12 protein-coding genes are annotated in these 12,618 nt (G+C 65.4%); 5 read left to right on the top strand and 7 right to left on the bottom strand.

Annotated elements, in window-relative coordinates:
* Positions 1–25: 25 nt before the first annotated feature.
* Positions 26–1,222: a DUF885 domain-containing protein gene (locus RhoFasB10_RS01855; RefSeq protein WP_167674859.1), complete on the top strand. Its 1,197-nt coding sequence runs from the start codon at positions 26–28 to the stop codon at positions 1,220–1,222.
* 59 nt (positions 1,223–1,281) lie between these two features.
* Positions 1,282–2,565 (top strand): serine hydroxymethyltransferase, encoded by a 1,284-nt coding sequence (gene glyA, locus RhoFasB10_RS01850; protein ID WP_167674857.1) that lies wholly within the window; start codon positions 1,282–1,284, stop codon positions 2,563–2,565.
* A 95-nt stretch (positions 2,566–2,660) separates the two neighbouring features.
* Here glyA and gdhA read toward each other — a convergent pair whose 3' ends face one another.
* A complete protein-coding gene (gene gdhA / locus RhoFasB10_RS01845; RefSeq protein WP_167674855.1) occupies positions 2,661–3,998 on the bottom strand; it encodes an NADP-specific glutamate dehydrogenase in 1,338 nt (445 codons plus the stop codon).
* A 432-nt stretch (positions 3,999–4,430) separates the two neighbouring features.
* On the opposite strand from gdhA, the gene RhoFasB10_RS01840 reads away from it, so the two are divergent.
* Positions 4,431–5,756 carry a PhoH family protein gene (locus RhoFasB10_RS01840; protein ID WP_068427845.1) on the top strand — a complete coding sequence of 442 codons (1,326 nt, stop codon included), beginning with the start codon at positions 4,431–4,433 and terminating at the stop codon, positions 5,754–5,756.
* Positions 5,757–5,786: 30 nt separating this feature from the next.
* Here the strand turns inward: RhoFasB10_RS01840 and RhoFasB10_RS01835 are convergent, their stop codons facing one another.
* On the bottom strand, positions 5,787–6,200 hold the full coding sequence (locus tag RhoFasB10_RS01835) for a limonene-1,2-epoxide hydrolase family protein (RefSeq protein ID WP_167674853.1): 414 nt from the start codon (positions 6,198–6,200) through the stop codon (positions 5,787–5,789).
* A 128-nt stretch (positions 6,201–6,328) separates the two neighbouring features.
* Between RhoFasB10_RS01835 and RhoFasB10_RS01830 the strand changes: the two genes are divergently transcribed.
* Entirely contained in the window at positions 6,329–7,186 is an 858-nt protein-coding gene (locus tag RhoFasB10_RS01830; protein ID WP_114328360.1) for an acyl-ACP desaturase, read from the top strand.
* A gap of 157 nt (positions 7,187–7,343) precedes the next feature.
* Here RhoFasB10_RS01830 and RhoFasB10_RS01825 read toward each other — a convergent pair whose 3' ends face one another.
* Entirely contained in the window at positions 7,344–8,750 is a 1,407-nt protein-coding gene (locus RhoFasB10_RS01825) for a class II fumarate hydratase (protein WP_068427849.1), read from the bottom strand.
* 43 nt (positions 8,751–8,793) lie between these two features.
* Entirely contained in the window at positions 8,794–9,834 is a 1,041-nt protein-coding gene (glpX, locus tag RhoFasB10_RS01820; protein WP_068427851.1) for a class II fructose-bisphosphatase, read from the bottom strand.
* Between the two features lie 125 nt (positions 9,835–9,959).
* Between glpX and RhoFasB10_RS01815 the strand changes: the two genes are divergently transcribed.
* A complete protein-coding gene (locus tag RhoFasB10_RS01815) occupies positions 9,960–10,529 on the top strand; it encodes a DUF4245 domain-containing protein (protein ID WP_068427853.1) in 570 nt (189 codons plus the stop codon).
* Here RhoFasB10_RS01815 and RhoFasB10_RS01810 read toward each other — a convergent pair.
* The 3 genes from RhoFasB10_RS01810 to RhoFasB10_RS01800 are packed head-to-tail and all read right to left on the bottom strand — an operon-like array spanning position 10,526 to position 12,533.
* Positions 10,526–10,750, bottom strand: a complete 225-nt coding sequence (locus RhoFasB10_RS01810) for an exodeoxyribonuclease VII small subunit (protein WP_068427857.1) — start codon at positions 10,748–10,750, stop codon at positions 10,526–10,528. The genes RhoFasB10_RS01815 and RhoFasB10_RS01810 overlap by 4 nt on opposite strands.
* An 8-nt stretch (positions 10,751–10,758) precedes the next feature.
* Positions 10,759–11,979: an exodeoxyribonuclease VII large subunit gene (xseA, locus tag RhoFasB10_RS01805; RefSeq protein ID WP_068427861.1), complete on the bottom strand. Its 1,221-nt coding sequence runs from the start codon at positions 11,977–11,979 to the stop codon at positions 10,759–10,761.
* Complete coding sequence (locus RhoFasB10_RS01800) at positions 11,976–12,533, bottom strand: lipid droplet-associated protein (RefSeq protein WP_068427864.1); 558 nt, start codon at positions 12,531–12,533, stop codon at positions 11,976–11,978. The genes xseA and RhoFasB10_RS01800 overlap by 4 nt, the downstream gene beginning before the upstream one ends.
* Positions 12,534–12,618 lie beyond the last annotated feature (85 nt).

Genomic DNA, 12,618 nt, shown 5'->3' with positions numbered 1-12,618 from the left:
GGTGGCTCACCTATCGTCGGATCTCATGAACACCGATAGTTTTGTTCGTGAATATCTCGTCCTCGGTCTCGGCTTCGATCGACTGGAGGAAGGCTTCGTCGACGCCTACACCGGCGATCCCGAGCTGCGTCGACAGGTCGAGAACGCCCCCGCTCCCGAGCCGCGCGCGCTGGCGCGTCGGGCCGCGGAACTGCGAGGGGAAATGCGCAACACCGAGTTGCCGACGCAGCGGGCCGAATTCATCGACGTGCACCTGCGTGCGCTCGAATGCTCGGGGCGGAAGTTCGCCGGCGACGACATCGGATTCGTCGACGAGGTGTTCGCCTACTTCGACGTCCGCATCGAGGCGGGCGATCAGGACGAGTACCGCGAGGCGCACCGCCGCATGGACGAGGTCCTGGCCGGTCCGGGCTCGCTCGCCGAGCGTCTGGCCGCGCATCGGGCGAGTGACGTCGTTCCCGCCGACCGCCTCCAGGAGTGTGTCGACGCGTTCTCCAGCGCGTTGCGTGACAAGGTCCGCGCCGAGTACACGCTGCCCGAGACCGAGCAGGTGACGTACGAGGTCGTCGGCGACAAGCCCTGGTCGGGCTTCAACTACTACCTCGGCGACTACAAGTCGACCGTCGCGATCAACTCCGACCTCGAGCAACAGATGGCGAACCTGCCGCACCTCATCGCGCACGAGGCGTACCCGGGCCACCACACCGAGCACTGCCGCAAGGAAGCCGGTCTCGTCTCGTCGGGCCAGCTCGAGCAGACGCTGTTCCTCGTCAACACCCCGCAGTGTCTGATGGCCGAAGGCCTTGCCGACCTCGCGCTGAAGTCCATCGTCGGACCGGGATGGGGTCTGTGGGCGCAGGAGATCTACGCCGACCTCGGTCTGCGTTTCGACGGCGAGAAAGCCGAGCGACTGGCGAATGCGTCGGGCCAGCTGCTCGGGGTTCGTCAGGACGCTGCCCTGTTGCTGCACGATCAGCACCGAAGCCAGGACGACGTCGCCGCTTACTTGGAGAAATGGTCGCTGGCGTCGCCGAAGCGGGCGCGTCAGAGCCTGAAGTTCCTGTCGTCGCCGCTGTGGAGGGCCTACATCAGCACCTACGTCGAGGGATACAAGCTCCTGGGAAGCTGGCTCGATCAGGGCAAAACGGTCACCGAACGATCCGCCCTGTTCGGACGGCTTCTCGACGAGCCCCTGATTCCGAGCGCGCTGCGAGAGGCGTGAGCCGCATCTTCTAAACTGGGTACGCCAATCCCACTGCGTTCCCCTTGGAGATTCTTGAAATGACCGACGTCAACAACCTGTCGCTGGCCGAACTCGACCCCGAGGTCGCCGAGGCGATGGCGGGCGAACTCGGTCGTCAGCGCGACACCCTGGAGATGATCGCGTCGGAGAACTTCGTTCCCCGCGCAGTTCTGCAGGCCCAGGGCAGCGTTCTGACCAACAAGTACGCCGAGGGCTACCCGGGACGCCGCTACTACGGCGGCTGCGAGCACGTCGACGTCGTCGAGGATCTCGCCCGCAACCGTGCGAAGGAACTGTTCGGCGCCGAGTTCGCCAACGTTCAGCCGCACGCGGGTGCGCAGGCCAACGCCGCCGTCCTGATGGCGCTGATCAACCCGGGCGACAAGATCCTCGGTCTCGATCTCGCCCACGGCGGCCACCTCACGCACGGCATGAAGCTCAACTTCTCCGGCAAGCTGTACGAGGTCGAGTCCTACGGCGTCAGCAAGGAAGACCACCGCATCGACATGGACGAGCTGCGTAAGCAGGCCGTCCAGTCGAAGCCGCAGGTCATCATCGCAGGCTGGTCGGCCTACCCGCGTCACCAGGACTTCGAGGCGTTCCGTTCGATCGCCGACGAGGTCGGAGCACTGCTGTGGGTCGACATGGCCCACTTCGCCGGCCTGGTTGCCGCCGGACTCCACCCGTCGCCCGTGCCCTACGCCGACGTCGTGTCCTCGACCGTTCACAAGACCCTCGGCGGACCTCGTTCCGGCCTGATCCTCGCCAAGAAGGAATGGGCCAAGAAGATCAACTCGGCCGTGTTCCCGGGCCAGCAGGGCGGCCCGCTCATGCACGCCGTCGCAGCGAAGGCCGTGGCCTTCAAGATCGCGTCGACGCCCGAGTTCAAGGAACGTCAGGAGCGCACGCTGCTGGGCGCTTCGCTGGTGGCCGAGCGTCTGCTCGCCAAGGACGTCGCCGACAAGGGTGTCTCGGTCCTGACCGGTGGCACCGACGTTCACCTGGCGTTGGTGGACCTGCGTAACAGCGAGCTCGACGGCCAGCAGGCCGAGGATCTGCTGCACGAGGTCGGCATCACCGTCAACCGCAACGCCGTGCCGTTCGACCCGCGCCCGCCGATGGTCACCTCCGGTCTGCGTATCGGAACCGCAGCCCTCGCAACGCGTGGTTTCGGTGAAGCCGAGTTCACCGAGGTCGCCGACATCATCGGCACCGCCCTCGCAACCGGTGAGGCCAGCGATTCCCTGAAGGACCGCGTCGTGAAGCTGGCGCAGAGCAAGCCGCTGTACGACGGCCTCGAGGACTGGGGCCTGCTGGGCTAGACGCCTCTCGTTCCGGCATCGATGGGCCGTGGCATCCGATAGACGGTTGCCACGGCCCTTCGATGTTTTACGGAAGCGGATGTTGTCGGGGAGGGTCAGATCACGCCCGTCGCGATCATGGCGTCGGCAACCTTGGTGAAGCCGGCGATGTTCGCGCCGAGCGCATAGTCGTAGGGCCGGCCGTACTCGTCGGCGGAGTCGCGGCACCGGTCGAAGATGTCGGACATGATCGACGCCAATCGCTGGTCTGTGTAGTCGAAATGCCACGAGTCGCGCGACGCGTTCTGTTGCATCTCCAGCGCCGACGTCGCCACACCGCCCGCATTCGCTGCTTTGCCGGGCGCGAAACGTACCGAGGCCTTCTCGAAGACCGCGGTTGCGCGAGGCGTCACCGGCATGTTGGCGCCCTCGGCGACGATCGTCGTCCCGCCTCGCACCAGGGTCTCGGCGGCTTTGTCGTCGAGCTCGTTCTGCGTTGCACACGGCAATGCGACGTCGCAGGCCACGTCCCACACGGAACCTCCCTCGACCACGTGAGCGTTCGGGCGCTGTTCGGTGTATTCGGAAAGTCGCCCGCGCCGAACCTCTTTGATGTCCTTCAGTACGTCGAGGTCGATGCCGTCCTCGTCGACGACGTAGCTGTTCGAGTCGGAACAGGCGACGACGAGGCCGCCGAGTTGCTGGACCTTCTCGATCGCGTAGATCGCGACGTTGCCCGAGCCCGACACCGTGACGCGTTTGCCGTCGAACGAGTCGTTCTCGGCGGCGAGCATGTTCGACACGAAGTAGGCGAGGCCGTATCCCGTTGCCTCCTTGCGGACTTGGGATCCACCCCAGCTCAAGCCCTTGCCCGTCAGCACACCCGATTCGTGCGTGTTGGTGAGTCTCTTGTACTGGCCGAAGAGGTATCCGATCTCGCGTCCTCCGACGCCGATGTCACCGGCAGGCACGTCGGTGTACTCGCCGATGTGACGGTACAGCTCGGTCATGAAGGACTGGCAGAACCGCAGCACTTCGAAGTCGCTACGCCCCTTCGGATCGAAGTCGGCACCACCCTTGCCTCCGCCGATCGGAAGCCCGGTCAGCGAGTTCTTGAAGATCTGCTCGAAGCCGAGGAACTTCACGATCGACAGATTGACGCTCGGGTGGAAGCGCAGTCCGCCCTTGTAGGGTCCGAGGACGCTGCTGTACTGCACCCGAAAGCCCCGGTTGACGTGGACCTGGCCTGCGTCGTCGATCCACGGAACACGGAAGATGATCTGTCGCTCCGGTTCGCACAGCCGCTCGATGAGCGCCGCGTCGGCGTAATCGGGATAGCGCTCCACGATGACGGCGAGCGACTCGAACACCTCGGTGACGGCTTGGTGGAATTCGGGCTCACCTGCGTTGCGGCGGACTACTTCGGCGAGTGCTTTCTCCAGCTTGGCGTTCACGATCGTCTTCCTTTCGTATGTTAGGTAATCCTTTCAAATCAATTGACAGGTATCGAAGTGGGGTAGCTCGGGGCCGACGAAATGGTATGAATGCAGACAGCCGCATTCGCACGCCGAATGTGCCCACCGGGCGCCGCGACACCGTCGCGGACTCGCCTGGATTCCGTGCGTTTCGCGCCGTCGCAGCAGCTGAAATCGGTTTACGCGTTGTTCATCGACACGCCCTTCGCTCGCCGAGCCAATCGCCGGAATCGCCTGTACCGTCGGCAGTAACAGGCAGCGGGGAAGTTGTCTGTGCGGGAGGTTCTGATACGTGACTGAGCTAGTGAGCGCGAGAGGGCCGGCACCCGGTCCTCGTGTCATCTGACACGCCAGACCGACCGGCCGAGCGACACAGTCCGCGCGGTGCCGCGCGAGACATAGGAGCCCCACGTGACCACTTCACGCTCCGTTTCCGCCCCTCTTCGGACCTTCGTCCTGGATACCTCGGTTCTGTTGTCGGACCCGTGGGCAGTCATCCGGTTCGCCGAGCACAACGTGGTCCTGCCGCTGGTGGTCATCAGCGAGTTGGAGGGAAAGCGCCATCACCACGAACTGGGATGGTTCGCGCGGGAATCCCTACGTATGCTCGACGATCTCCGTGTCGAGCACGGCCGTCTCGATCAGCCGGTTCCGATCGGAAACGACGGCGGCACACTGCAAGTCGAGCTCAATCACACCGATCCGTCGGTGCTTCCCGTGGGATTCCGAACCGATTCCAACGACTCTCGAATCCTCGCCTGCGCACTCAATCTCGCAGCCGAGGGCAAAGACGTCGTGCTGGTCAGCAAGGACATCCCGCTCCGCGTCAAAGCCGGCGCCGTCGGACTTCGCGCCGACGAGTACCACGCGCACGACGTCGTGCCGTCGGGATGGACCGGTATGGCCGAACTCGAGGTGCAGCCCGGCGACATCGATCAGCTGTTCGCCGAGGGCGTCATCGATCTCGACGGTGCGCGAGAGATGCCGTGTCACACCGGAGTTCGTCTGCTCGGTGGTCGTTCGAGCGCGTTGGGGCGCGTCACACCCGACAAGCAGGTTCAGCTGGTCCGCGGTGAGCGCGAGGCGTTCGGCCTGCACGGTCGGTCCGCGGAACAGCGTGTGGCGCTCGATCTTCTGCTCGACGAGAGCGTCGGTATCGTCTCGCTCGGCGGCAAGGCCGGTACCGGAAAGTCGGCGCTGGCGCTGACGGCCGGACTCGAAGCGGTCCTGGAGCGTCGCACACATCGGAAAGTCGTTGTGTTCCGGCCTCTCTACGCCGTGGGCGGTCAGGAGTTGGGGTACCTCCCCGGTAGCGAGAGCGAGAAGATGGGTCCGTGGGCCCAGGCGGTCTTCGACACCCTCGACGGGCTCGCGAGCCCCGAGGTGATGGAAGAAGTCATCGCCCGCGGAATGCTGGAAGTGTTGCCGCTGACCCACATTCGAGGACGGTCGCTGCACGATTCGTTCGTGATCGTCGACGAAGCGCAGTCACTCGAACGCAACGTCCTGTTGACGGTGCTGTCGCGACTGGGCAGCGGCTCACGCGTCGTCCTCACGCACGACGTCGCGCAGCGCGACAACCTGCGCGTCGGGCGTCACGACGGCGTCGCCGCGGTCATCGAAAAGCTCAAGGGACACCCGCTTTTCGCGCACATCACCCTCACGCGCAGTGAGCGTTCGCCGATCGCCGCGCTGGTGACGGAGATGCTGGAAGAGTTCGGTCCCGCAGGCGCCTAGCGGCGCCCGTGAGTGGGAATGTATAGCCCTCTATGCATTCCCACTCACGAGGGCACGGAAAGCGCCCTTCGCGAATCCTTTCGAGATGTCGGCGACGTCGCCGTAATCGCGCCACACGGCGATCTTGCCGTCGCGCAGTTCGAACGTGCCACACACCCAGAAATCGACGCGCAGGCGCCGGTAGACGATCGCGTCGGTACGTTCGGTCAACACGATGTTCCCGTTCGCGGCGATGTTGTGGATCGTGACGTCGAAACCCCATTCTGGTTTCGCGAGCGCCGTCATGTACTTGCCGACGCGGTCGCGTCCCCGCACCTTGGGAAGCCCGACGTTGTGCCAGACGATCCCGTCGTCGAACAGATCGACGGCCGTGTCGACCTTCCGGTCCCGCAGCGCGTGCAGCATGGTCTCGACCACTTCGGTGGCCTGCGTCGTCTCGGTCATGGCGAATCCCTCCCCCTCGTTTCACGGACGAATCGAGCGTAGACCTGCGCTATCAGCGACGTTGGGACAATTCACAGACGTCCAGGGCACGACATCTGTCGTCCACCACGAGGCGCTACGGTTGTCGGATGCCTACGAACATGACGGACGGCGACCTGTTGCTCCGGTTGGAGCCCGCCGTGGAAGAGAACCTGCGTCGCCACCTCGACGAAGCCGAGGACTGGCACCCCCACGATTTCGCGCCGTGGGACGAGGGCAAGAACTTCGCGTTCCTCGGTGGTGAGGACTGGTCGCCCGAGCAGTCCCACCTGAGCGACGTCGAGATCCTCTCGGCCACCGTCGGGGTGCTCGTGGCCGACAACCTGCCCGCCTACCACCGCGAGCTGGCTCGGGCACTCACCGGGCTCGGTGCCTGGTGGAAGTGGACGGGTCGCTGGACGTCGGAGGAGAACCGTCAGGCGATCGTGCTTCGCGACTACCTGGTTCTGACGCGTGCGGTCGATCCCGTCGCGCTCGAGCGCGTGCGTATGGAGGAGATGACGCGGGGTTACTCCGCGCCGAGCCTGCACGTGCTCGACATCGTCGCGCACTTCGCGATCGACGAGTCCGCCGCGGCACTGCGCAACACCAACACCGTCGCACTGGGCGGCGACAAGGTGCTCGCGACGATCCTGACGAAGATCGCAGCCGACGACGTCCTGCAGTCGCGCTTCTACGCGAACATCGTCACCGAAGGATTCGGCGTCGTACCGGACCAGACGATGCGCGCCGTCGCGGACCGCATCAACGGCTACGCCATTCCGGTCGTCGACCTGCCGAGCAAGGCGAACAGCACCGAAGCGCTGAAAGAAGCGGGAATCTACGACGACGACCAACAGCGCGAGAAGGTGTTCAAGCCACTGCTCGCGACCTGGAACGTCTTCGGCCGCGACGACCTCGGCGACGAGGGCAAGAAGGCGCGCGACGAGTTGGCGCATCTGGCCTGACGCCGGCCCTGTTACGCATCGATGGCCCGTGGCAACCTGTAGACGGTTGCCACGGGCCATCGATGTTGTCGGGCCGACAGTCCCCGAAAACATCGATGGACCACCGCATCCGTCTAGCGGATGCCGCGGTCCATCGATGCGGAAAGGGGGCGGGTGACTACTGGTCCTTGACCTTCGCCATGGCCAGGACGTCGAGACGCTTGTCGAGCTCTTCCTCGCTCAGCTTGTCGCCGATGAGTCCGCGATCGATGACGGTCTGACGGATCGTCTTCTTCTCCTTCAGAGCCTGCTTCGCGACGGCGGCAGCTTCCTCGTAGCCGATCGCGGAGTTCAGCGGCGTCACGATGGACGGCGACGACTCGGCGAGCGTCTTGAGGTGCTCGGTGTTGGCCTGCAGGCCGACGATGCACTTGTCGGCGAACAGAACCGACACGTTCGCGAGCAGCTTGAGCGACTCGAGGACGTTGCGCGCCATCATCGGGATGTAGACGTTGAGCTCGAACGCACCCGATGCACCACCGAACGCGGTGGCGGCATCGTTGCCGACGACCTGAGCCGCGACCTGCGTAACAGCCTCGGGCAGAACAGGATTGACCTTGCCGGGCATGATCGAGCTACCGGGCTGCAGGTCGGGGAGCTGGATCTCGCCGAGGCCGGTGAGCGGTCCCGATCCCATCCAGCGAATGTCGTTGGCGATCTTGGTGAGCGACACGGCGATGGTGCGCAGTGCGCCGGAGATCTCGACGAGTCCGTCACGAGCAGCCTGTGCTTCGAAGGAGTCCTTTGCTGCGGTCAGTGCGTCGATACCGGTCGACTTGACCAGTTCCGCAACGACTTTGGCGCCGAATCCGTCGGGTGCGTTGAGGCCGGTGCCGACGGCGGTGCCACCGATGGGCAGTTCGCCCAGACGCGGGAGGGTGGCTTCGACGCGCTCGATGCCGGCTTCGATCTGACGGGCGTAGCCGCCGAACTCCTGGCCGAGCGTGACGGGCACGGCATCCATGAGGTGGGTGCGACCGGACTTCACGACGGTCTTCCACTCCGTGGCCTTCGCGGCCAGAGCTTCGTGCAGGTGCTTCAGCGCCGGAACCAGAGACGTGACGGCAGCTTCCGTGGCGGCGACGTGAGTAGCCGTCGGGAAGGTGTCGTTGGAGCTCTGCGACATGTTGACGTGGTCGTTCGGGTGAACGTCGACGCCGTTCGCCTTGGCGATCGACGCGATCACCTCGTTGGCGTTCATGTTGGAGCTGGTGCCCGAGCCGGTCTGGAAGACGTCGATCGGGAACTGGTCGTCGTGCTTGCCGTCGGCGATCTCGGTGGCAGCGGCGACGATGGCGTCGGCCTTGTCGGCGTCGAGCAATCCGAGGTCCTTGTTGACCTGAGCGCAGGCTGCCTTCAGCAGGCCCATCGCACGGATCTGGGTGCGCTCGAGCGGACGGCCGGAGATCGGGAAGTTCTCCACCGCACGCTGCGTCTGAGCACGCCACAGCGCGTCGATCGGGACGCGTACCTCTCCCATGGTGTCGTGCTCGATGCGGTACTGCGAATCGTCTGTCTGCGTCATGAGCCTTACTTTGCCAGTCGGGTTACACGGATTGGGATGCAGCCTAGAACGACGGTGCGTGCGCGTTCTCGTCGCCGTCGAAGTCGACCGAGCTGTAGCCGCGGAGCTTCTCGAGACGGTGGTAGGCGTCGATCATGCGCACGGTGCCGGACTTGGATCGCATGACGATGGACTGCGTGTGCGCGCCGCCGCCCGCGTATCGGACGCCGCGGAGCAGGTCGCCGTCGGTGACGCCGGTGGCGGTGAAGAAGACGTTCTCGCCGGAGACGAGGTCGCGCGTCGTCAGGACACGGTCGAGGTCGTGACCTGCGTCGATGGCCTTCTGGCGCTCGGCGTCGTCGGTCGGGGCGAGGCGGCCCTGCAACACACCGTCCATGCAGCGCATCGCGGCGGCGGCGATGATTCCCTCGGGGGTACCACCGATGCCGATGAGCATGTCGGTGCCCGAATCGGGACGTGCTGCGGCGATCGCGCCCGCGACGTCACCGTCGGAGATGAGGCGGATGCGGGATCCGGCGTCGCGCACCTGCTGGATGAGATCCGCGTGGCGGGGGCGATCCAGGATGCACACCGTGACGTCGGAAGCGGAGCCCTTCTTGATCTTCGCGATCCGGGCGATGTTCTCCTTGACCGGTGCAGTGATATCGATGACATCGGCGTAGTCGGGGCCGACGGCGATCTTCTCCATGTAGAACACGGCCGACGGGTCGAACATCGCACCGCGCTCGGCGACGGCGAGGACCGAGATGGCGTTGGGCATGCCCTTGGCCATCAGCGTGGTTCCGTCGACGGGGTCGACCGCGAAGTCGACCTCGGGGCCGTTACCGTTGCCGACCTGCTCGCCGTTGTAGAGCATCGGGGCTTCGTCCTTCTCGCCCTCACCGATGACGACGACGCCGCGCATCGAGACCGAGCTGACCAGCTGGCGCATGGCGTCGACGGCTGCTCCGTCTCCGCCCTCCTTGTCGCCACGACCGACCCACCGGCCCGACGCGAGCGCACCGGCCTCGGTCACACGTACGAGTTCGAGGGCGAGGTTGCGGTCTGGCGCCATGGCGCGAGTGGACTCGGTGCTGGCCGTCATCGGTTTGTAGCCTCCTGGTAGATGGGGGTCGTACCCAGGCGCGATTATCTCATTCGTGAGCCGCGTCATGCGACGTAGGGCATGCGCCGACCGAGCACTGACAAGCAGCGGGGATACTGGACTGCGTGGCGAACAGCAAACCCCGGATTCTGAACAACAACCGCGACATGGTGTGGTCTCTCATCCCGCTCGTGATCGCGTGTCTGTTGATCGCCGGTATCGCCAGCCAATGCACGCTCAGCCCGGGCGGTCCCAAGCAGGGGCCGATCCCGAACTTCGACGTCGACGCCGCCTTGCAGTACGACGCCTCCGAGCTTTCGTTCCCGATCCGCAACCCGAAGGTTCCCGAGGACTGGACGCCCAACTCGGGCAGCCGACAGTCGATCTCCGGCGACCAGGGCGGCGACGTGAGCAACGTCGGCTTCATCTCCGGCGCCGGACGCTACATCAGGCTCACCCAATCCAACGCGACCGAGGACGTGCTGGTGCCGTTCGCCGTGGGCGAGCCGCGCTATGCGTCGGGCACGCAATCGATCGACGGCAAGGAATGGATCGTCTACGAGCAGAGCGACAAGGAGCCCGTCTGGGTCACCGACCTCGGTGACGTGCGCCTGCTCGTGACCGGCAGCGGGTCGAACGAGGAGTTCACCGAGCTCGCGACCGCGACGACGAGCGCCACGCCGCTGACACCCTAGCTGTCGGCGTCGTTCTCCTCGATGTGGGCCAGCGCGTTCTCGACGCGGGTGCGCGCCCCGGCCAGGTGCTCCTCGCAGCGCGTCGCGAGCTGCTCGCCGCGTTCCCACAGAGCCAGCGACGCGTCCAGGTCGAGACCGCCCTGCTCGAGCACCTTGACCACATCGACCAGTTCGTCGCGCGCAGCCTCGTAGCCCATCTCCGCGACGGGTGTTTCGCTCATGATCTCTCCTATCGAACTTTGCCCATGACCGCGGCGGTGACAGCACCGTCGGCCACACGTACACGAATCTGTGTTCCGGGTGGGGCGTCGTCCACCGAACGCAGCACCTCGGGATCCTCGCCGGCGACCATACGCTGCACGACGGCGTAGCCACGAGCGAGCGTGGCTGCCGGCCCCAGCGTCTGCAGACGAGCACGCAGATGTTCGACGAGGGTGTCCTGCTTCGCCAGTTCGCGCAGCACGTCTCGTCGGGCCGCGTCGACGAGTCGCTGAATTTCCTCGCCGCGTCGATCGATGCCGGCGATGGGGTCCGCGAGCGCAGGCCGATGCCGGATCATCTCGATGCCGCGCGCTTCGCGGGCGACCCAGTTGCGCAGTGCTGCCGCGGTTCTCGCGCGCAGTTCGGCGACGAGATTCTGCTCGGCGACGGCGTCTGGCACGACGAGTTTGGCCGCATCCGTCGGCGTCGCAGCACGCAGGTCGGCGACGTGATCCGACAGAGGGCTGTCGGGTTCGTGCCCGATCGCGGAGACGATGGGCGTCGTCGCCCGTGAGATCGCGCGACACAGAGCCTCGTCGGAGAACGGCAGCAGATCTTCGACGCTTCCGCCGCCGCGGGCCATGATGATGACGTCGACGCTGCCCTCGAGGTCTTTCAATGCGTCGCGAATCGCGGGAACCGCCGTCGGGCCTTGGACCGGTGTATGCCGAACCTCGAAGTGCACTGCAGGCCACCGTCTTTGCGCGACGGTGAGAACGTCACGTTCGGCGGCCGACGCGCGTGCGGTGATCAATCCGATCCGCTTCGGCAGGAACGGCAGCGGTCGCTTGAGTCGGGGGTCGAACAGTCCCTCGGCGGCGAGCAGCGCACGCAACTTCTCGATGCGTGCCAAGAGCTCACCGACGCCTACTGCTCGAATGTCGGTGGCGCGCAACGAGATCGTTCCGCGGCCGGTGTAGAACGACAGCTTGCCGTAGAGGATGACGCGTGCGCCCTCCGTCAGTGGAACGGGGGAGCGTTCGAGCAACTGCGGCGAACACGTGACCGACAGCGACATGTCCGCGGAAGGATCACGCAGGACGAGAAAGGCGGTGCGCGTGCCCGGACGCGCGTTGATCTGCGTCAGCTGGCCCTCGACCCAGATACTGCCGAGACGATCGATCCAGCCCGCGACCTTCATCGCGACCGTGCGTACCGGCCATGGCTGTTCGGCTGTACTCGCTGTCACTTGGCTTTCGCTGTGGTGATTCGGTTCTCGAGCATCGTCAGGAACGGAGCGCGAGACTTGGTGGAGTTCTCGTACGTCAGAAGTGTCTCCAGGTCGTCGAGCGACAACGTGCGCAGGCGGGCACGGAGCTGCGCGAGCGCAAGGGTGTCGTAGTCGACGAGTTCGACGATGTCGGGCTTCTCGGCCGTCACCGCGGGTTCGGGCTCCTCGGTGGCTTCGGCGGGAGGCGTCGAATACAGCGCGAAGCGGCCCGTCGCTGCGGGCGGTTCGTGGTCGGGGATGTCGACCTCACCGTTCGTGTCGTCCTCGTCGAACACCGCCCACGACGGCTGTTCCTCGTCCGGCGTGCCGAGGAGGGGGAGGCCTGCAATCGCCTGGTCACCCTTGATCGCCAGGGCTGTGACCTGCTGCTGGAAGCGCATCGTCGTCGCCAGCATCTCGCTGATGACGGTCATCGGCAGTGTCACGGCCGTGCTGGGGAGCTTGCGCGCCTCTTCGACGACGGTCACGGCCACACCTGCAGCCACGCGTGCGGCAAACGGGACACGAGTCATGGACACCAGACTGCCTGAAGACGGATGAATTTGGTAGCCGCCATGCTCGGGGAGCGGAGTGCCCGCCGTTCCACACGTATCCTGT

The sequence above is a fragment of the Rhodococcus sp. B10 genome, from assembly GCF_011770055.1.
In the GTDB taxonomy this organism is placed as follows: domain Bacteria; phylum Actinomycetota; class Actinomycetes; order Mycobacteriales; family Mycobacteriaceae; genus Rhodococcoides; species Rhodococcoides kyotonensis_B.
The sequence above is the reverse complement of the archived record's forward strand: the minus strand, read 5'-3'. Positions and strand labels throughout refer to the sequence as shown.